The organism is Amycolatopsis mediterranei (assembly GCF_026017845.1).
GTDB lineage: Bacteria > Actinomycetota > Actinomycetes > Mycobacteriales > Pseudonocardiaceae > Amycolatopsis > Amycolatopsis mediterranei.
The window spans coordinates 1,091,415-1,109,924 of sequence record NZ_CP100416.1 but is presented as its reverse complement, the minus strand read 5'-3'; the positions used below and the strand labels follow the sequence as shown (position 1 = coordinate 1,109,924).

The window sequence follows — 18,510 nt, the reverse complement described above, 5'->3', positions numbered from 1 at the left end:
GGATCAGGCACGATTGCGCAGCGGGCACGGCTCTCTCAGACGATCATGGGACCTAGACAATCACATGATCAACGAGGACCGTGCCCGCCCTGCAACCAGGCCAAAAAACTTTGCCGGAACCCTGCCGGGGAGGGTGGGGGCATTTCTGGTCCCGGCTCCCACCGCCGCCACCGCGAGCAGCAGCCACCCCGCCACCAGCGCGATCAGCCACGGCCAGCCCGCGTGCCCGTACACCCACGCCCCGGCAGCGCCGCCCACGCTGCTGCCCAGGTAGTACGTCGCCGTGTACATGCCGCCCACCTGACCGCGGGCGTTCTCGGGCGCGTCCGCCGCCGCCCAGCCGTTCGCGACCGCGTGCGCGGCGAAGAATGCGCAGGTCAGGATCAGAAACCCGGTGATGACCAGCGGCAACGAATTCGGCAGCGTCAGCGCCGCGCCCGCGGCCGTCAGCAGCAGCGCCCCGACCAGGGCCCGGCGGCGGCCCACCCGCGCCACCAAGCGCCCGGCCGCCGCCGAGGACACCGAGCCGCTCGCATACGCGAGGAAGACCAGCGAAGCGATCGCCGGCGAGAGGTCCAGCGGCTCCCCGGTCAGCCGGAAGCCCGCGGCGTTGTACAGGGCGACGAACGAGCCCATCGCGAGCAGCGCGACGGCGTACTGGGCGAGCAGCACCGGCTTGCTCAGCGCCGTGACCAGCCCCCTTGTGACGTCGCGCACCCGGGCGGCCCCGGCGGCACGGGTGCCCGGCGGCAGCGTCACGACGGTGACCGCCGAGCACACCGCCCCCACACCCGCGACGACGAACAGCGCGCCGCGCCAGCCGAGCGGGCCGGCGGTGAACCCGCTGGCCAGCCTGCCGAGCATGCCGCCGACCGTGTTGCCGGCGATCATCGCGCCGACCGCCGCCGCGACGCCCGCCCGGCCGAGGCGTTCGGCCAGGTAGGCGGCCGCCACCCCGGGGAAGCCGGCGATCGCGATGCCCTGCAGCGCGCGCAGGACCAGCAGCGCCGGGTACGTCGGCATCAGCGGGAGCAGCAGGCCGAACACGACCGAAGCGACGACCGACGTCAAGATCACCGGGCGGCGGCCGACCACTTCGGACAGCGCCGCGATCGGCAGGACCGCGATGGCGAGCGCGCCGGTCGCGACGCTGACCGCGAGCGCCGCGCCGCCGGGGTCGAGGTGGTACTGCGCCGCCAGCTGCGGCAGCACCGGCTGCGGCGCGTAGAGCAGGGCGAACGAGGAGATTCCGGCCGCGGCGACGGCGGTCTTGACTCGGCGGGTGGAAGTCACGTCCTGAAAGTAAGCACGACTAACCAATACGTCTAATGCACTGAGCTGGCAGAATTCATGCGGTGACGTATGACTCGCTGTCCGCGCAGGTCGCGCCCCACCTGCCGTTGCTCGCCGCCCTCCGGGAGACGAGGAACGTCACACGCGCGGCCGAACTGCTGGGCGTGCCGCAGCCGACGGTGAGCCGGCGGCTCGCGGCGCTGGCGGACGCGCTGGGCGCCCCGCTGACGGTCCCGGACGGCCGCGGCATCCGGCTCACCCGCGCGGCGGAACTCCTGGCCGAGGCGGCCGAACGCGGGCTGGCGGCGCTCGACACCGGCGTCCGGCTGGCGCGCGAGGAGGTCTCGCCGGAGTCGGGGCACGTGGTGCTGGGCTTCCTGCACCTGCTCGGGCGGTCGCTGGTGCCCTCGCTGCTGCGCGGCCACCGGGCGCGCTACCCCGGAGTGCGGTTCACGCTGGTGCAGGGTTCGCGGCAGGACATGGTCGACCGGCTGGTGGGCGGCGAGCTGGACCTGGCGCTGCTGGCGCCACTGCCCGACGTTCCGGCCCTGGCCTGCGTGGGCCTGGTGGACCAGGAGATCCTGCTGTCGGTGCCGGCGGAGCACCGGCTGGCCGGCCGGGCTTCGGTGCGGGTGGCCGAGCTGGCGGACGAGGAGTTCGTGCTGCTCGAGCCGGGGTACGGGGTCCGGACGCTGACGGACGAGCTCTGCGCGGCGGCGGGCTTCGCGCCGCGGATCGCGTTCGAAGGCCAGGAGTCGGACACCGTCCGCGGCCTGGTGGCGGCCGGGCTCGGGGTGGCGCTGCTGCCGCGGTTCGGGCTGGGCAGCCCGGCGGGCGTGGCCGAGGTGCCGTTGTCGCCGCCGCCGTATCGGACGATCGGGCTGGCGTGGCGGGCGGACGAGCCGATGACCCCGGCGGTCACCGGCTTCCGCGAGCACGTCCTCGCGAGCCGTCAGCCCAGCGAAGCCGCCAGCTCCACCAGCGTCCGCGCCGCGAACCCGGTCGCCCCCGGGACCACTTCGTCGTAGTTCTTCTCCGACCGGGCCGGTCCCGCGATGTCCAGGTGCGCCCACGGCAGGCCCGCCGTGAACTCCCGCAGGAACAACGCCGCCGTGATGCCGCCCGGGCCGCCCGGGGTCTGGCGGACGTCGCCGAACTCGCCGCGGACGTTCTCCGCGTAGTCCTCCACCAGCGGCATCCGCCACCAGGCCTCGCCCACTCGCGAGCCGGCCGAAACGACCGCGGCGGCCAACGAGTCGTCCGAGGCGAACAGCCCGCCGGTGCGCAGGCCCAGCGAGACCTTCATCGCGCCGGTCAGCGTCGCCGCGTCGACCACGTAGTCCGGGGTGAACCGGCGGATCCCGTAGGCCAGCGCGTCCGCCAGGACCATCCGGCCCTCCGCGTCCGTGTTGCCGACCTCGGTCGTCTTGCCGCCGTAGTGCCGGACGATGTCGCCCGGGCGGTACGACGAGCCCGACACGTGGTTTTCCGCGCACGGGACCAGCGCCGTCACGCGGACCGGCAGGCCCAGCGCCGCGACGGCGCGGATCGCCGCGATCACCGCCGCGCCGCCCGCCATGTCCGTGCGCATCAGGTGCATGCCCTCGGCCGGCTTGATCGACAGGCCGCCCGTGTCGAACGTGATGCCCTTGCCGACCAGCAGCAGATGCGGCGCGGCCCCCGACGGCTTGTACGCCATCTCGATCAGCCGCGGCGGCCGCGCGGAACCGCCGCCGACCGCCAGGACGCCGCCGAAGCCCTCCGCCGCGAGCCACTTCTCGTCCCGCACCGTCACCTCGACGCGCGGCCCGGCCACGCGAGCGGCCGTGTCGGCCAGCCAGGCCGGCGTCTTCACGTTGGACGGGGTGTTCGCGAGGTCGCGGGTCAGCGCCGTCGCCGCGGCCAGCACCGAAGCGCGCGCGACCAGCTCGGGCAGCGCGGAGTCCTCCCCCACGAGCCGGACCGTCCGCACCGACGGCTTCGGGTCGTCGCCGGAGACCTTGTACCGGTAGCCACCCAGCAGGAGGCCCAGCACGAGCTCGGTGACGTGCTCGCCGGACGCCTCTTCGGGCAACGCCAGCTGCACCGCGCGGAACGCCTTGCCCCCACTCTGTGACATCCGAGGCTTCGCCTCGGGCCGGGGGCTCCGCCACCCGGACCCCCCAAAAGCCTCCAGGTCCTCGGCCAAGGCCGAATTCACCGCGCGGACCAGCGCCGCGCCGGTCTTGCGGTACTCCTTCGGCTCGCCGCCGCCCAGTCCGGCGACCCAGCGGGTCCCGTCGCCGGGCACCGTCTGCACGTCGCCCGCCTTGCCGGTGATCCGGACGCCCTCGATCTCCAACGGCTCGACGTCATCGTTGTCGGGCGCGGCCACCAGCCGGGCCGTCGGGACGCCGCGGCGGAGCTCCCCCGCGACCTCGATGTCGAGCAGAGTAGCCGGAACGGGCGGTAGCGGATTACGCACAGTGAGCAACCTTCGGGCGCAGAGGAACCGCGACCCCGGCCTCCGAAGGGAGACCGGGGTGCGACGGAAGGACGGATCGAGGGAGTCGGCTCAGCCGGTGACCTCCGCCAAAGCGGCGCCGAGGTCTTTCGCTTCTTCCGCGGAGAGTTCGACGACGAGTCGCCCACCACCCTCGAGCGGTACGCGCATCACGAGGCCCCGTCCCTCCTTAGTCACTTCGAGGGGACCATCTCCGGTCCGGGGCTTCATGGCCGCCATAGCGTGCTCCCTCCGTCTCAACCGGCGCGCCCGGGTCGCGCTCGCGTGAAAGCCAGCCGGGTCTGCTGTCCATTGTCCCTCATCAGCGGCCGGGCGCATCAGCGGAGGGGATCTTTTGCCGCCGTATCGGTGCTGGTATGCGGCCCGCGCGAGGTGAAAGACTCTCGGCCGACCGAAGTTTTCCGCGCAAGGAGAAGACGTGACCACATCCGACGTCCTGTTGACCGCCGACGCCGACGGGGTGCGCACCCTGACCCTCAACCGGCCGCAGGCGTACAACTCGCTGACCGTCGAGCTGAAGGAAGCACTGCTCGCGGCACTGCGCGAGGCGGCGGACGACAAGGGAGTCCGCGCGGTCGTGCTGACCGGATCGGGCAAGGCGTTCTGTGCCGGGCAGGACTTGAAGGAACACGTGGGGTTGCTGCAAGCGGGTGACCCCGCCCCGCTACACACCGTGAAGGAGCACTACAACCCGATCGTCAAGACGATCGCGGCGATGCCGAAGCCGGTGATCGCGGCGGTCAACGGCACCGCCGCCGGCGCCGGAGCGGCCTTCGCCTACGCCAGTGACCTGCGGATCGCCGCCGAGTCGTCGTCGTTCCTGATGGCCTTCGCCAACGTCGGGCTAGGCCCGGATTCGGGCGCGTCGTGGACGCTGCAGCGGCTGGTCGGCTACGGCCGCGCCGCTGAGCTGATGCTGCTGGCCCGGACCGTCGACGCGGCCGAGGCGCTGCGGCTCGGCCTGGTCGGCGAGGTCGTGCCGGACGCCGAACTCGCCGCCCGCGCCCAGCAGGTGGCGGCGAAGCTGGCGGCCGGGCCGACCGTCGCCTACGCGAAGATCAAGGGCGTGCTCAACCTGGCCGCGCAGTCGACGTTCGAAGAGGCGCTCGACGCCGAGGACGCCGCCCAGACCGCGCTCGGCGCGACGGCCGACCACTCCGAGGCCGTCGAGGCCTTCGTCGGCAAGCGCAAGCCGGCCTTCCAGGGCAAGTGACGCCGCGGCTGCTTCCGGGCTCAGAGCGCCCGGAAGCAGCCGGCGACGTGGTCGTCGACCATGCCGGTGGCCTGCATCAGCGCGTAGCAGGTCGTCGGGCCGAGGAAGACGAAGCCGCGCTTCTTCAGTTCCTTCGCCATCGCCTTGGACTCGGCGGTGATGGCCGGGACGTCGGACATCGACGCGGGGCGCTCGTGCGAGGCGGGCGCGAACGACCACAGCAGGTCGTCCAGCGGGGTATCGAGCGAAGCGATGGCCCGCGCGTTCGTGATCGCGGCCAGGATCTTCGCCCGGTTCCGCACGATCGACGCGTCCTGCATCAGCCGCTCGACGTCGGCGTCGCCGAACTTCGCCACCTTCGCCGGCTTGAACTGCTTGAACGCCTTCCGGAAGCCTTCGCGCTTGCGCAGGATCGTGATCCACGACAGCCCCGACTGGAACGACTCGAGGCACAGCCGCTCGTACAGCTCGTCCTGGCCGTGGAGCGGGACGCCCCACTCCTTGTCGTGGTACTCGGCGTAGTCCGGGGTCGAATTGCCCCAGCCGCACCGCGAGACGCCGTCGGCGCCGATCAGCTCACTCATCCCCGCCCACCGAATAGTTCTCCGCGAACCGCGCGAACCGCCGCAGCGACTGGCGCACCCCCAGTGCGAACACCGGCCGCACGACCGGCCAGCCGAGCCGGCCCAGCGGGCCGAACGGCAGCCGCAGGTGCTCGGCCCAGACGAACGTCGAGCGCGTCGCGCCCTTCGGCACCACCTGGAACACGCCGGTGCCGGCCACGAAGCTGCCGAGGTGCCGGACCCCGCACCGGACCGGCGGCTCCCAGCTGGTGATCTCCATGGTGTCGGTGAAGCCGAGGCCGGCCACCCCGGTGAACGCCGACAACCGCGAGCCGACGCTGCGGCCGTTGCCCTCGATCACCTCGACCTCGGTGCCGAGCATCCACTCGCCCTGGCGCGCCCAGTCCGTCAGCGCGAGCCAGGTCGTCCCCGCCGGGGCGCGGACGTCGACCGAGAGGATCAGGTCCGTCACGGGGCGGCCTCGGACGAACTCTCCCGCTCGCGTTCGCGCTGCTCCAGCTCGGTCACGCGGGCGCGCAGCTCGTCGAGCTCGACGCCGAGGCGCCGCATCACCCAGTCCACTTCGGACATCTTGTAGCCGCGCAGCACCAGCTGGAACCGGACGTCGGCCAGGTCCTCGCCGGTGATGTCCTCGGCGGGCAGGCGGGTGGGCGAGCTGCCCGGCGGCAGCGGGGCGAGCTCCTCACCCCGGCCGAACACCACCGCGGCGAGCAGGAACACCACGGCCGCCACCAGCAGCATGACTACGAGGTAGATCAGCGCGGTCGTCACGCGACGATCGTGGCATACCCACCCCAGGAACGTCTCGCGAGCACGACGAGCCGGATCGAAAGCAGCACCCAGGCGATCATCAACAGCACGCACGGGACGCTCAAGAACAGCCGCGAGACGTCGACGAAACCGGTCGAGCCGATGACCAGCCCGACCGAGGCGAGGTTGATGCCGACGGCCAGCGCGATCAGGCCGCCACAGAACCGGGCGAGCCGGACGGCGTCGAGGCGGCGGCTGAGCCAGCGGGTGCCGAGCAGGGCGATCAGGCCGATCACCGGCACCACGAAGACGGCACCGTGGGTGGCGTGGGCGATCACCTTGTACCACTCCGGTGTGGGCGTCGACAGCTTTGTCCACTCGCCGAAAGTGAGGATGCGGGCGTAGTCCCACGCGATCTGCATCGCCGGGACGCCCAGCACGAGCTTCCACAGCGTGCGGACGCCGCTGAGCATGCCCAGCTCGGCCTGGTAGTCGCGGGCGACGACGGCCGCCGGGCCGAAGTCGGCGACCGCCCGGCGCTGCGCGTCCTCCTCGCTCCAGCCGCCCGCGCGGTAGGCGTCGGCGGCGTCGTGCAGCCCGTCGCGAGCCTCTTCGAGCAGGTCGGCCTTGAAGCGGCCGCAGCCGTGCAGCCTGCGGTCCAGCTCCCCCAGATACGCGTCGATCATGCTTCCAGCACTCCCCCGATGACCGCGGTGAACTCCCGCCACTCCACGCGTTCGGCCTGCAGGGCCTGCTCGCCGGAGCGGGTGAGCCGGTAGGTCCGCCGCTTGCGGCCGGACACGACGTCCCATTCGCTGGCCAGCCAGCCGGCCCGCTCGAGCCGGCGCAGGGCCGGGTACACGGTGCCGGTCGGCAGGTCGAGCGCGCCGTCGGTGCGCAGCTGGAGCGCTTCGATGATCGCGTAGCCGTGCAGTTTCCGGCCGTCGAGCACGGCCAGCAGCAACGCGTCGAGGTGGCCGCGCAGGGTGTCCGCCTTCATGGGTACGCAGCCTACACCTCGACTGGCTACATGTAGGCAGGCTATGTGTAGCCTGTCTACATGAACGCACTCCCGGTCGCGAGACTCCAGTTCGCGACGACGACCTCGTTCCACTTCCTGTTCGTGCTGCTCACGCTGGGGCTGGTCACGCTGGTGGCCGTGATGCAGACGCGCTGGACGCTCGGCGGCAAGCCCGAGCTCCTGCGGATGACGCGGTTCTGGGGCCGCCTGTACGTGATCAACTACGCGCTCGGGATCGTCACCGGCATCGTGATGGAGTTCCAGTTCGGGCTGACCTGGACCGGCCTGTCGGCCTTCGCCGGCGACGTCTTCGGTGCGCCGCTGGCCATCGAGACACTGGTCGCGTTCTTCCTCGAATCGACCTTCCTCGGCCTGTGGATCTTCGGCTTCGGGCGGCTGCCCCGGTGGCTGCACCTGACGCTGATCTGGCTGGTCACGCTGACCGCGTACGCCTCGGCGCTGTTCATCATGCTGGCCAACTCGTTCCTGCAGAACCCGGTCGGCAGCCACGTCGAGGGCGGCACGCTGCGCCTCGACGACTTCGGCGCGCTGTTCACCAACCCGGCGCTGGTCGCGTCCCTGCCACACGTGCTCGGCGCCGCGCTGGTGACCGGCGGGTTCTTCGTCGTCGGTGTCAGCGCGTGGCACTTCCTCAAGCGCACCACCGAGGTGGAGTTCTTCCGCCGCTCGATGCGGCTCGGCGTGGTGGCCGCGCTCGCCGGGTCGATCTTCGTGGTCAACCAGGGGTTCGCGCAGTTCGGGGAGCTGAAGACGTACCAGCCGGACAAGCTCGGCATGAGTGTCGTCGGCGCGCCGCTGGGCGCCATGATCGGGCTCGGGTTCCTCATGTTCCTCTGCTCGATCGCCGGCACGGTCCTGCTGATCCGGAACTGGGTGACGCGGGCCCGGTTCCTGCACTACCTGATGGTCGCGGCGATCCCGCTGCCGTTCGTGGCCGCGATCCTCGGCTGGCTGGTGCGCGAGCTCGGCCGCCAGCCGTGGCTGGTCTGGGGGAAGCTGCGGACCGCCGACGCGATCGCGGACGTCCCCGCCGGCCAGATCCTGTTCTCCTTCATCGCTTTCTCACTGCTGTTCGCCGCGCTCGCGGTGGCCGACTGGGTGCTCCTGGCGCGGGTCGCCAAGCGCGGCCCGGACCCGGCCGAAGCGGCCGCCGAACTGCCCGTCCTGAGCGGAGTCTGACCGATGGCGACTTTCTGGTGGTGTGTGCTCGGCCTGCTGACCTGCGGGTACTTCGCGCTCGCGGGGTACGACTACGGCGTCGGCATGCTCCTTCCCGGCTTCGAGTCCGGCGAACGGCGGCGACGGCAGACGCTCGGCGCGCTCGGGCCGTTCTTCCTGGCCAACGAGGTGTGGCTGGTGGCGGCCGTCGGCCTGCTGTTCGGCGCGTTCCCGCACCTGGAGGAGAAGGTGTTCGCCGGGGCGTACGTCCTGGTCGTGACGCTGCTGCTCGGCCTGACGACGTTCACCGCGTCGATGCAGCTGCGCAGCCGCCGCCCGGACGCCCGCCGCGGCGCCTGGACGGCGGGCATCGTCGGCGGCGCGCTGGTGACGGCGCTGTCGTGGGGCCTGTTCCTCGGCAACCTGGTGCTCGGGCTGCCGCTGTCGCCCGACGGCTCGCCTTCGGGGGACGTGCTCGCGTTGTTTTCGCCCTACGCCGCGTTGTGGGGGCTCGGGTTCGTCGCGCTGTTCTGCTGGCAGGGCGCGGCTTTCCTGGCGGTGCGGGGGCCGGCCGAGCTGACCGGCCGCGCGGTGCGCCTGGCCCGCGCGTTCTCCGCACCGGTGTTCACGTTCCTGGTGATCGCCACGGCGTGGGGCGTCTTCGCGCTGGACGGCGTCCGCGGGTTCGGCGCGGCCGTAGCCGGGGTGGCCTTCGCGGCTTTCGCCGTCGCCCGGCTCGGGCTGGCGGCGCGGCGGTACCGGGTCGCGCTCGTCGGGTCGATGGTGCTTTCGGCCTGTCCGGCGCTGCTCGCCGGGACCCTGCGGTTCCCGGCTGTGCTGACTGCTCCGGGGTACGCGCTGACGGCCGGCCAGGCGGCGACGGCGCCGGAGACGTTCGCGGTGCTGGCCTGGTTCGCGCCCCCCGCGTTGCTGGTGCTGCTGGTGGTGCAGTGGCTGACCTGGCGTGCGCACCGCCGTCCCGTCGACCAGCGCTCGCTGCTGCACTTCTAGGGAGACGCCGTGCCTGCGTTACCCGGACTCCGGCGGTACCTCAACGTGCTGAGCCTGCTCGGCGTGCTCACCGCGTTTTCCGTGCTCCTGCAAGCCGAAGGGCTCGCCACGCTGCTCACCGGCGGCGGGGTTTCGCTGCCGCTACTTGTGGCCATCGCCGCACGAGCGGGGCTTTCCTGGGGCCACGGTGTCCTCAGTGGACGGTTTGCCGTGTCGGTCCGCGATGCCCTGCGACAACGGCTGCTCAGGTCGGCTTCGGACCGCGCGGGCGTCGTCGCGACACAGGTGACGCGCGGTGTCGACGCCACGGACAGCTACCTGACCGGGTACCTGCCTTCGCTGGTCGTGTCGGTGGTGGTGCCGGCCGCGGTGATCGTGCGGCTGTTCACCGCGGACCTGGTCTCCGCGCTCGTCGTGGTCGTCACCTTGCCGCTGATCCCGGTGTTCGCCGTCCTGGTCGGTAAACAGGCCAAGGCGTCCGTCCAGTGGGAGCTGCTGACGAAGCTGGGCGGGCATTTCCTGGACGTCGTGCGCGGGCTGGGGACGTTGAAGGTGTTCGGCCGGGCGGCCGCGCAGGCGGCGACGGTCCGTTCCATGGCGTCCGCCCACGCGGACGCGACCATGAAGACGCTGCGGGTGGCGTTCCTCTCGGCGCTGGTGCTGGAGCTGGTGGCGACGCTTTCGGTCGCGCTGGTCGCGGTGCCAATCGGGTTCCGGCTGCTTTCGGGCGACCTGGACGCGCGTTCGGCGCTGCTGATCCTGGTGCTGACGCCCGAGGCGTACCTGCCGCTGCGGGCGGCGGGCGCGAAGTTCCACGCGGCGGCGGAGGGGCTGACGGCCTTGCGGGAGGCCCTGTCCGCTCCGGTGGTTTCTCCGCGTTCCGCGGTTTCCGCGCGGCGACGGGGGGCGCCTTCGCTGGTCTTGGAACGGGTCTCCGTTTCCTACGAAGGTGTTCCCGCGTTGTCCGAAGTGGACTTGGCGGTGCCTGCCGGATCGCGGATCGCGGTCGTGGGGCCGAGCGGCTCGGGCAAGAGCACGCTGCTGGCGGTGCTGCTGGGATTCGTGCCGCCCAGTTCGGGCCGGGTGCTGGTGGACGGGGTCGACCTGCGGTCGCTGGCACCGGCGGCCTGGCTGGAAGACGTCGCTTGGGTCCCGCAGCGACCGACGTTGTTCCGGGGGTCGCTGGCTTCGAACATCGCCCTGGGCCTGCCGTCGGCGGACGTCCCGTTCGCGGCCCGCGCGGCGGCGCTGGACTCCCTGGCGGCCGGGTTGCCGCAGGGGTTCGAGACGCCGGTGGGCGAGGTGGTGTCGGCCGGCCAGCGGCAGCGGATCGGCTTGGCCCGTGCGCTGGCGCGGACCTCGGCGGGGCTGGTGCTGCTGGACGAACCGACCGCCCGGCTGGATTCCCGGACCGAGGACGCCGTCCTGTCGGCCACCCGGCGGTTGCTGCCGGGCCGCACGGCGGTCCTGGTGGCCCACCGCCCGGCGATGGTCTCGCTGGCGGACCGGGTGATCGAACTCCGCGGCGGCCGGGTTCGCCCGGAGGTGGCCGCGTGAGCACCTGGGCCTTCTCCCGCAAAGACCTGATCCGCCTGCTTCGCGCCGCCCTCCTCGGAGCGGCCGCCGAACTCGCCGCCCTCGCGCTCATGGCCACCGCCGCCTGGCTGCTGCTCCGCGCCGCCGAGCGGCCCCCGCTCGCCGCGCTCACCGTCGCCATCGTCGCCGTCCGCACCCTCGCCCTGCTGCGCGGTGGCCTGCGGTACGCCGAACGGCTCGCCGGGCACGAGGTCGTCCTGCGCTGGCTCGGCTCGCTGAGAACCCGTGTTTACCAAGCTCTCTTGCCCGGAACCCGGTACTCCGGCGGCGATCTGGTCACCCGGCTGGTGTCCGATGTGGACGCACTGCAGGACGCCGTCCTGCGGTGGCTCCTGCCCGCCGGGGTCGCCGCGATCGTGGGCACCGCGGCGGTCGCCGTCACCGCCACCGCGTCGATGCCGGCGGCCGCAACGCTCGCCGCCGGGCTGCTCACCGCCGGAGCCCTGCTCCCGTGGCTGGTCATCCGCCGCACCACCGAGGCCGCCCGGGCAAGCGCCCCGAACCGGGCCGAACTCGCCGAACGAGCCGTCGAGCTCGTCACCGGGCACCGGGAACTCCTCGCCGCCGGCGCACTCGAAGAACACCAGCGAAGAGCCGTGGACGTCGTGCACCGGATCACCGCCGGTGAGCGGGCGGCCGCCGGCCGGACGGCCCTGCTCACCGCCACCGGGGTGCTCGTCCAGCTGGTCACCGCCGTCGGCGTCGGGCTGCTCTGCCGTGCCTCGGTGCCCTGGACGGCCGCGCTCACCCTCGCCGCCATGACGGCCTTCGAGGTCGTCCTCCCGCTGATCGGGGCCGCCGCGCGGGTTCCGGAGATCCGCGCCGCCGCCTCCCGGGTGCGCGCCGTGCTGGACGAACCCGCCGTCCCGGCCGGGACCCGCACCGCCCGGGCAGGCCGCTTCCGGCTGGAGCAAGCCGGCGTGCGCCACCCCGGGCGGGCCCCGGTGCTCCGGGACGTCGACCTCGACCTGCCGCCGGGCAAGCGCGTCGGGATCCTCGGCCCCAGCGGTGCCGGGAAGACGACCCTCCTGCGTCTCCTGCTCGGCAGCCAGCCCCCGACCGAAGGCCGGGTGACGCTCGACGGCCACCCGCTCGGCGAGTACGCCGACCTGCCGAAGATCATCTCGGGTGCCGAAGCCGACGCGCACGTCTTCCACACGACCGTCCGCGAAAACCTCCTGCTCGCCAAACCGGACGCAACCGACGAAGAACTGGCGGGCGCCTGCGAAACCGCCGGATTCGACCTGGCCCTCGACCGCGAGACCGGCCCGGACGGCGACGCGCTGTCCGGCGGTCAGCGCCAGCGGCTGATCCTGGCCCGGGCCGTCCTGGCCGCCCCGGCGGTCCTCGTGCTCGACGAGCCCGTCGAAGGCCTCGATCCCGCCCACGGCGACGCCGTCCTGAAGCGCGTTCTCGCGGAGGCGAGGGGCAGCGTGGTGCTCGTCACCCACCGTCCCGAGCACCTCGACGGCTTCGACGAGGTCATCACCCTCGAGGACGGGCGAGCACTTCCCGCATCGGCGGCCGGTCGGCGACGCGGACGTCCGTGACGTCCGGCAGCCACTCCCCGTCCACCGGCACGAACTGCGTGAACGGCGCGTCGGCGGCCAGGACGCCGCAGCGGTCCAAAGCCGTGCCGAGGATCTGGCGGGACATCACCCCGAGCTGGGCCAGCGAGCGGTTCCGGTGCTTGCGGACACCCAGGTTGACCTGCGCGAGCCCGTCGAGGCCGTACCGCGCTTCGGCGTCGAGCAGCAGCCCGATTTCGACGCCGTAGCCGGCGGCGAACGGCACCGACTCGAGGAACGCGCGCGTGCCCGCGTACTCGCCGCCGAGGGGCTGGATCAGCCCGCCGAGGGCGGGTCGCAACGCCGAGAGCACCGGCCGCGCCAGCAGCTCGGTGACGCGCCCGCCGCCGCTGCTCTCCAGCCGCAGCGGACGGCGGTAGAAGCCCTTGACCAGGTGGACGCCGCTTTCGCAGACCAGCGGCCCGAGCAGCGACGGCACGAACGCCGGGTCCGGCTCGACCAGATCGGAGTCGAGGAAGACGACGAGGTCGCCGCTGGTCGCGGCCAGCGAACGCCACAGCACCTCGCCCTTGCCCGGCACCGGCGGCAGGTCCGGCAGGACGTCCTCGCGGCGGACCACCCGCGCCCCCGCGGCCGCGGCGGTTTCGGCGGTCGCGTCGGCGGAACCCGAGTCCATGACGATCAGCTCGTCGACGACCGAGCCGAGAAGCGGGCGGACCGACGCGACGACGTCACCCACGGTCTCCTCTTCGTCCAGTGCCGGTAGCACCACCGAAACCGTCCGGTCACCCTTCGCGGCCACGATGTCCGCGGGTGTCCACCCAGGCTCCTGCCACGTACGCCGCTCGAACCAACTCACGAGTAACGATCGTGCCATGCTGGGGGCACCGCCACCGAAGAGGAGGACCACTTGATCGCGCTGCTTGTCCGGTTCGTGCTGGGACCGCTCGTCCGGGCGGTGTACCGGCCCGCGGTGCACGGCGTGGAGAACGTGCCGCTCAGCGGCCCGGTGCTCCTGGCGGCCAACCACCGCGCCGCCCTCGACACCGGCGTGATCACCTTCGCGACCCCGCGGCAGGTCAAGTTCCTCGGCAAGGCGGAGTACTTCGCCGGCAAGGGCCTCAAGGGCAAGGCGCTGGCCGGGTTCCTCGGCGGCCTCGGCTACGTCCCGGTCGAGCGCGGCAACGCCCAGGCCGGGCTCGCCGCTCTGGAGGCCGCCCGCAAGGTGCTCGACGCGGGCGGCGTCTTCGCGATCTACCCCGAGGGCACCCGGTCACTGGACGGCCGGCTGCACCGCGGCCACACCGGTGTCGGGGCGCTGGCCCTGGCGACCGGCGCGAAGGTGGTGCCGGTCGCGCTGACCGGCACCGAGAACCTCCAGCCGAAGGGCGCCCGCATCCCGCGCCTGGCGAAGATCGGCATCACGTTCGGCAAGCCGCTGGACTTCTCGCGCTACGAAGGCCAGGACTACGCGCCCGCCATCCGCCGGTCGGTCACCGACGAGGTGATGTACGCGATCCTGGAGCTCTCCGGCCAGGAGTACGTCGACACCTACCACAAGCGGCCGAGCGAAGGCGTGGCCTGAGCGTCAGCCGAGCACCTTCACGACGACCTGCTCGTGGTCGGCCGTGTACGCCAGGTACTCGAACTTGATCCCGGCCTGCTCGACGTGCTCCAGCCACGCCCGGTGCTCGTGCTCCTGCCAGCCGGAGTAGTTGAAGTACTCGTCGAACACGACGATCGAGCCCGGCCGCAGGCGCGGGCCGACCAGTTCGAGGACGGTCTTCGTCGAGGAGTACAGGTCACAGTCGACGTGCAGCAGGTCCACCGGACCGGGGTGCGCCTCGAGGAAGCCGGGGAGCACGTCGTCGAACCAGCCGACGACCAGCTCGGCACCCGGCACGTCGGGCAGGCTGTCCATGTCGAACGTCCCGGCGGGGTAGCCCGCGCGCCACGTTTCCGGCAGCCCTTCGAACGAATCGAAGCCGTACACCGACTCGCCGCCGCGGGCCTGGGCGATGATCTTCAACGTGGTGCCCGAATACACGCCGAACTCGAGCGCCAGGCCACCTTCGGGAGCGAGTGACAGGCCGTATTCGAGCGTGCTGTGCGGCGACGGGAACGGACGGGCGGTCTTCATGTGGTCCCGGACGAACGCGGCACTGCGCTGCGCCGCCTCGGTCTCCCCCGCGAACTCCAGGTCACGGCGGACGCGGTGCTCGACGTGGCTGATGTGCTCGATCACCCGCTCGACCACCCGCTCGGTCTGGACGCCGGCCTCCGCGGGCAGCTGCCGCCGCAGCTCGGCGACCTCCTGGCTCAGGTCGTCCAGTCTGGCCGACTGCTCGGCGAAGTGCCGGCCGACCGCTTCTTCGACCGCCCGTGCGACCTTGTCACGCAGGGAACGGCGAAGCCGGTCGGCGCGCAGGCTCCGGCGAATGAGGTCGCGCATGCAATGTCCTTCCGATCCGCGTCCAGGCCGTGGCCCGCGACGCTCACACCCTCATCGATGAGGGCAGCAGAGTACGCATGATCCGGCGGCAGGGCTCTTCGACGAACCTGTACACCAGGTGGGCACTCAGCACCGCCAGCCCGATCGCCACGAGCACGGTAGTGCGGAACGGCCAGCTCTGCCACCCGGACAGCTGTTCGGGGATGGCGAGCTTCGAGTAGATCATCTTGCGCGCCAGGTCGAGGAACAGCCAGTGCACCATGTACAGCGAGAAGGAGATCTTCCCACCCCACACCAGCACCCGGCTGGCCAGCAGCCTGGTCGCCGGGTCCCGGCGGCTGACCGCGAGCGAACCGATCAGCAGCAGGAACAGCGGCACCACGACCACGGTCTCGGTCGAGCCCCACATGAGGTGGCCGTTGATCCGCCAGTCCTGGTCGAAGCGGAACCTCGGCGCCGGGTCCCACCGCTGCACGGCGTAGACGACCACGACGATCGCCACCAGGATCGTGGTCGGCTTCAGGAACCAGGGCAGCTTCACGGTCGAACCGTGCCGCATCACCAGCAGGGCGACTACCGCGCCCGCGAAGAACTCGGTGAGCACCCGCAACGGGACGATCCCCGCGACGATGGTGTCGCCGTTCCACAGCAGGTCGCTGCCGTCCTGGAAGCCCGTGCCGATGACCACCATCGGCACCGTGAGCACTCCGGCCGTCACCAGCAGCGCCCGGGAGCTGACGTGGACGAGCATCCGGGCCAGGATCACCACCAGCACGGTGAAGACCAGGTAGGCCAGCCATTCGGCGCTCAGCGACCAGTCGACCGGGTTCCAGTCGTGGTGGGCCGTGCTCCAGGCGTGCACCAGGAACACGTGCGACAGGAAGCGGGACGGGTCCAACGCGGCCTGCAGCCGGCCGTCGTTGTTCGCCTCCACCGAGAAAGCGTGGTAGGCGCCCCACACGAGCAGCATGAAGAACAGCACCGGCCAGATCCGGGACAGCCGCAGCCACAGGAAGCCGGCCATCTTCTTCGGTCCCCAGTTCTCGGCCATCCGGTCGAGGTGGGTCAAGGTCAGGATGAAGCCGCTGAGCACGAAGAACAGGTCCACCCCGAGGTAGCCCACGTTGAAGACGGGGACCAGCGGGTACAGGAACCCGAACGCCTTCAGCAGCTCCGGCCGGAAGTGGAAGGTGAGCACCCACAACGCGGCGACCGCGCGGATGCCGGTGAGCTGGCCGATGTGCGCGACCGGCCCGCGCCGCGCGGGCTTTTCGGCGGTCTTCGGCGCGGCGGCGCCGTCGACGACCACCGACGAGGCCGCGGCCGGGGGCACCGTCAGCACACGGCCGTTGTCTGCGTCCATCGTCGGGCTTCCTTCGCGTTCCGGGTGTTCGATCTGGGCCGGCGAGCCGGGCCGGGTCACTTCCGGCCGACCACGGAGAACACCACGCGTCCCGGTGCGCTCATCGACAGGTTCCCCGCCTGCAGCGGCCGTCCGGCCAGCTTGACGGACGGTTCCTGCGGCGCCGAGACCATCAGCGGCGCGTCGCTGTGCGTCCAGGGCAGCCGGAAGGCCTCGCCGTCGAGACTGACGTTCAGGTCGTCCGGCTTGAAGAGGAATCCCCACGCGCGCTCGGCCAGCGACTGTTCCGGGTACACCCGGGCGACGACCACGCCGTCGGCGGCCGTGGGCACCGGGACGGACTGCCCGGCGGCCAGGTGCGTGCTGGACAGCTCCCGCTCGGCGCCGCACCGGTTCGGGCCGCGCTCGAGCAGCTGCCAGCGATCCGTGGAGTCGACCAGGGTGTACCGGCAGGTCTCGGCGAGCTCCGTCCGCGGCGGGTCCCAGAGCGCGAACCGGCCGTCGAGCGTGATCCGGGTGTTCTCGCGGATGACGAACCGGGGCGCGTTGACGTCGTCGGCGATCCAGGACTCGTTCATCTTGTCGAGCAGCTCGGTGTAGGCGCCGTAGTTCAGCAGCGTCGGCGGGATCGCCGGGGTCAGCCCGTAGGTCCAGGCGATGGCCTGGTCGAACGGCTCGGAGCGGACCGGCTGCGTGCCGATCCGGGTCAGGAACCGCTGCGGGATGTCGGTGCGCTTGCGCAGCTCCGCCCGCGCGTCCTCCTGGACGGCGTCCCGGTGTGAGCCGGACGCGACGATCGTGGCCCCGTCGGCGAAGGTGTGCAGCGAGTGGACCGGGTCGATCGTCCACAGGCCGCCGCCGAAGCTGGCCGCCTGGGCCAGCAGCGAGACGGCCGCGACCATCGCCAGCACCGCGCTGCGCTGCAGCACGGCGAACAGCACGCCGAGCGCGAACAGCACGGCGAAGTACTGCGCGGAGTGCGAGTCGTGCCGCACGAAACCCTGTTTGAACAGCAGCCAGCCGGCGGCGAGCAGGCCCAGCCACAGGGGCCAGCGCCAGCCGTCCACCTTGATCCGGGCCACGCCGACGGCCAGCACGATCGTCACCGCGGCGGCGACCAGGTACTCCCACGCGCTGTTCGTCGGCTCGAGGCCCATCGACTGCGCGTGCCCGCTGCCGACCGAGAGCGCGCGGACGACGTACTGCACCACCTGCGTCGGCGGCTGCCCCGCGACGATCCAGAGCAGGACCAGGCCGACCACACCGGACACCGCGAACTCCGCGAACTCCCGCAGCCGCCGGCCGGGCCGGACGAGCACCGCGCCGAGCACGATGGGGCCGCACATCAGCCCGACCGAGAACTTGGTCAGCAGCATGGCCGCGGTCACCAGGCCCATCACCACCGGGAACGCGCGTTCCGCCCACTTCGGCAGCAGGCCGAGGGCGTGGCAGACGGCCAGCACCGCGACGAACCCGGGCGTGGCGGTGATGACGCCGGTGAGGGGCACGATGCTGAAGCTCACCGCGAGCGCCCCGCAGGCCACCCACGCCCACCGGGTGCCGATCCGGCCCTGGAACGCCTGGAAGCAGGCGGCCAGGCAGCCGGTCGTGAACACGAACCAGAAGAGGAAGCCGACGGCCACCTCGGCCCGGACGGTGGTGGACGGGATCGCCAGGAAGTACAGCGGCCCGTAGGTCGTCGCGATCCGGTCGCCGAAGCTCAGGCCGAAGTGCCGCGCCATCGCGATCAGCAGCCCGTAGTCGTAGTCGCCCTTGGGTTCGATGGGCGAGAACGCCGGCAGCTGCCAGGTGAGGATGGTGAGCAGCCCGCTGATCAGGAGCGTGGCCCGCGAGGGGGCCTCGACCACGAGACGCCAAGCGCGGAACCGGTCACCGAGCTTGCGCGACCCGGTGTCCCCGGCAGCTTCCCCGCCGGCCGGCCCGACGTCCTGGCCGGTCACCGGCGCCGGGTCCTTGACCAGGTCTTTCATCGTGGTTCTCCTGAACGACGGGCAC

19 protein-coding genes are annotated in these 18,510 nt (G+C 72.1%); 7 read left to right on the top strand and 12 right to left on the bottom strand.

All coding sequences use genetic code 11. The features are described 5' to 3' along the window. Nucleotides 1-60: 60 nt before the first annotated feature. Complete coding sequence (locus tag ISP_RS05380; RefSeq protein WP_013222972.1) at nucleotides 61-1,293, bottom strand: MFS transporter; 1,233 nt, start codon at nucleotides 1,291-1,293, stop codon at nucleotides 61-63. Nucleotides 1,294-1,355: 62 nt separating this feature from the next. Here ISP_RS05380 and ISP_RS05375 point away from each other — a divergent pair, with 62 nt between their 5' ends. Next, nucleotides 1,356-2,321 (top strand): LysR family transcriptional regulator, encoded by a 966-nt coding sequence (locus ISP_RS05375; protein WP_013222971.1) that lies wholly within the window; start codon nucleotides 1,356-1,358, stop codon nucleotides 2,319-2,321. Here ISP_RS05375 and ISP_RS05370 read toward each other — a convergent pair. Then, nucleotides 2,246-3,757: a leucyl aminopeptidase family protein gene (locus ISP_RS05370; RefSeq protein WP_013222970.1), complete on the bottom strand. Its 1,512-nt coding sequence runs from the start codon at nucleotides 3,755-3,757 to the stop codon at nucleotides 2,246-2,248. The genes ISP_RS05375 and ISP_RS05370 overlap by 76 nt on opposite strands. A 90-nt stretch (nucleotides 3,758-3,847) precedes the next feature. Continuing rightward, nucleotides 3,848-4,015 carry a DUF3117 domain-containing protein gene (locus ISP_RS05365; RefSeq protein ID WP_013222969.1) on the bottom strand — a complete coding sequence of 56 codons (168 nt, stop codon included), beginning with the start codon at nucleotides 4,013-4,015 and terminating at the stop codon, nucleotides 3,848-3,850. A 199-nt stretch (nucleotides 4,016-4,214) separates the two neighbouring features. Between ISP_RS05365 and ISP_RS05360 the strand changes: the two genes are divergently transcribed. Further along, a complete protein-coding gene (locus tag ISP_RS05360) occupies nucleotides 4,215-5,009 on the top strand; it encodes an enoyl-CoA hydratase-related protein (RefSeq protein WP_013222968.1) in 795 nt (264 codons plus the stop codon). A 20-nt stretch (nucleotides 5,010-5,029) separates the two neighbouring features. On the opposite strand, the gene ISP_RS05355 is transcribed toward ISP_RS05360, so the two are convergent. From ISP_RS05355 to ISP_RS05335, 5 genes are read right to left on the bottom strand one after another with little or no spacing between them, the layout of a single operon-like run. Then, nucleotides 5,030-5,593, bottom strand: coding sequence for a DNA-3-methyladenine glycosylase I (locus ISP_RS05355; RefSeq protein WP_013222967.1), 564 nt, complete (start codon nucleotides 5,591-5,593; stop codon nucleotides 5,030-5,032). Continuing rightward, nucleotides 5,586-6,044: an SRPBCC family protein gene (locus ISP_RS05350; protein ID WP_013222966.1), complete on the bottom strand. Its 459-nt coding sequence runs from the start codon at nucleotides 6,042-6,044 to the stop codon at nucleotides 5,586-5,588. The genes ISP_RS05355 and ISP_RS05350 overlap by 8 nt, the downstream gene beginning before the upstream one ends. Beyond that, complete coding sequence (locus ISP_RS05345; RefSeq protein ID WP_013222965.1) at nucleotides 6,041-6,364, bottom strand: DivIVA domain-containing protein; 324 nt, start codon at nucleotides 6,362-6,364, stop codon at nucleotides 6,041-6,043. Before ISP_RS05345 ends, ISP_RS05350 begins: the two co-directional genes overlap by 4 nt. Next, nucleotides 6,361-7,029 carry a permease prefix domain 1-containing protein gene (locus ISP_RS05340; RefSeq protein WP_013222964.1) on the bottom strand — a complete coding sequence of 223 codons (669 nt, stop codon included), beginning with the start codon at nucleotides 7,027-7,029 and terminating at the stop codon, nucleotides 6,361-6,363. Before ISP_RS05340 ends, ISP_RS05345 begins: the two co-directional genes overlap by 4 nt. Beyond that, a complete protein-coding gene (locus ISP_RS05335; RefSeq protein ID WP_013222963.1) occupies nucleotides 7,026-7,343 on the bottom strand; it encodes a helix-turn-helix transcriptional regulator in 318 nt (105 codons plus the stop codon). Before ISP_RS05335 ends, ISP_RS05340 begins: the two co-directional genes overlap by 4 nt. 60 nt (nucleotides 7,344-7,403) lie before the next feature. Here ISP_RS05335 and ISP_RS05330 point away from each other — a divergent pair, with 60 nt between their 5' ends. Genes ISP_RS05330 through cydC form a run of 4 tightly spaced genes read left to right on the top strand, consistent with a single transcriptional unit; the run spans nucleotide 7,404 to nucleotide 12,700 of the window. Further along, nucleotides 7,404-8,564, top strand: coding sequence for a cytochrome ubiquinol oxidase subunit I (locus tag ISP_RS05330; RefSeq protein WP_013222962.1), 1,161 nt, complete (start codon nucleotides 7,404-7,406; stop codon nucleotides 8,562-8,564). Between the two features lie 3 nt (nucleotides 8,565-8,567). Next, nucleotides 8,568-9,554 carry a cytochrome d ubiquinol oxidase subunit II gene (locus ISP_RS05325; RefSeq protein ID WP_013222961.1) on the top strand — a complete coding sequence of 329 codons (987 nt, stop codon included), beginning with the start codon at nucleotides 8,568-8,570 and terminating at the stop codon, nucleotides 9,552-9,554. Between the two features lie 9 nt (nucleotides 9,555-9,563). Beyond that, complete coding sequence (cydD, locus tag ISP_RS05320; RefSeq protein WP_176742159.1) at nucleotides 9,564-11,111, top strand: thiol reductant ABC exporter subunit CydD; 1,548 nt, start codon at nucleotides 9,564-9,566, stop codon at nucleotides 11,109-11,111. Further along, nucleotides 11,108-12,700 carry a thiol reductant ABC exporter subunit CydC gene (gene cydC, locus ISP_RS05315; protein WP_013222959.1) on the top strand — a complete coding sequence of 531 codons (1,593 nt, stop codon included), beginning with the start codon at nucleotides 11,108-11,110 and terminating at the stop codon, nucleotides 12,698-12,700. The genes cydD and cydC overlap by 4 nt, the downstream gene beginning before the upstream one ends. On the opposite strand, the gene ISP_RS05310 is transcribed toward cydC, so the two are convergent. Continuing rightward, the gene (locus ISP_RS05310; RefSeq protein ID WP_071831595.1) at nucleotides 12,636-13,538 is read right to left on the bottom strand and encodes a glucosyl-3-phosphoglycerate synthase; all 903 of its coding nucleotides are present in this window, start codon (nucleotides 13,536-13,538) and stop codon (nucleotides 12,636-12,638) included. The two genes, cydC and ISP_RS05310, sit on opposite strands and share 65 nt — an antisense overlap. Nucleotides 13,539-13,589: 51 nt before the next feature. On the opposite strand from ISP_RS05310, the gene ISP_RS05305 reads away from it, so the two are divergent. Further along, nucleotides 13,590-14,264 carry a lysophospholipid acyltransferase family protein gene (locus tag ISP_RS05305; protein WP_013222957.1) on the top strand — a complete coding sequence of 225 codons (675 nt, stop codon included), beginning with the start codon at nucleotides 13,590-13,592 and terminating at the stop codon, nucleotides 14,262-14,264. Nucleotides 14,265-14,267: 3 nt separating this feature from the next. Here ISP_RS05305 and ISP_RS05300 read toward each other — a convergent pair whose 3' ends face one another. Genes ISP_RS05300 through ISP_RS05290 form a run of 3 tightly spaced genes read right to left on the bottom strand, consistent with a single transcriptional unit; the run spans nucleotide 14,268 to nucleotide 18,485 of the window. Beyond that, on the bottom strand, nucleotides 14,268-15,131 hold the full coding sequence (locus ISP_RS05300; protein WP_013222956.1) for a class I SAM-dependent methyltransferase: 864 nt from the start codon (nucleotides 15,129-15,131) through the stop codon (nucleotides 14,268-14,270). Between the two features lie 43 nt (nucleotides 15,132-15,174). Then, nucleotides 15,175-16,494: an acyltransferase family protein gene (locus tag ISP_RS05295; protein WP_013222955.1), complete on the bottom strand. Its 1,320-nt coding sequence runs from the start codon at nucleotides 16,492-16,494 to the stop codon at nucleotides 15,175-15,177. 56 nt (nucleotides 16,495-16,550) lie between these two features. After that, the gene (locus ISP_RS05290) at nucleotides 16,551-18,485 is read right to left on the bottom strand and encodes a hypothetical protein (RefSeq protein WP_013222954.1); all 1,935 of its coding nucleotides are present in this window, start codon (nucleotides 18,483-18,485) and stop codon (nucleotides 16,551-16,553) included. Nucleotides 18,486-18,510: the final 25 nt, after the last annotated feature.

What these genes read in the sequence shown, in the direction of transcription:
- ISP_RS05365 (WP_013222969.1), bottom strand. Translation starts at nt 4,015, where the DNA reads ATGGCGGCCATGAAGCCCCGGACCGGAGATGGTCCCCTCGAAGTGACT.
- ISP_RS05355 (WP_013222967.1), bottom strand. Translation starts at nt 5,593, where the DNA reads ATGAGTGAGCTGATCGGCGCCGACGGCGTCTCGCGGTGCGGCTGGGGC.
- ISP_RS05340 (WP_013222964.1), bottom strand. Translation starts at nt 7,029, where the DNA reads ATGATCGACGCGTATCTGGGGGAGCTGGACCGCAGGCTGCACGGCTGC.
- ISP_RS05335 (WP_013222963.1), bottom strand. Translation starts at nt 7,343, where the DNA reads ATGAAGGCGGACACCCTGCGCGGCCACCTCGACGCGTTGCTGCTGGCC.
- ISP_RS05330 (WP_013222962.1), top strand. Translation starts at nt 7,404, where the DNA reads ATGAACGCACTCCCGGTCGCGAGACTCCAGTTCGCGACGACGACCTCG.
- ISP_RS05325 (WP_013222961.1), top strand. Translation starts at nt 8,568, where the DNA reads ATGGCGACTTTCTGGTGGTGTGTGCTCGGCCTGCTGACCTGCGGGTAC.
- ISP_RS05300 (WP_013222956.1), bottom strand. Translation starts at nt 15,131, where the DNA reads ATGCGCGACCTCATTCGCCGGAGCCTGCGCGCCGACCGGCTTCGCCGT.
- ISP_RS05295 (WP_013222955.1), bottom strand. Translation starts at nt 16,494, where the DNA reads ATGGACGCAGACAACGGCCGTGTGCTGACGGTGCCCCCGGCCGCGGCC.
- ISP_RS05290 (WP_013222954.1), bottom strand. Translation starts at nt 18,485, where the DNA reads ATGAAAGACCTGGTCAAGGACCCGGCGCCGGTGACCGGCCAGGACGTC.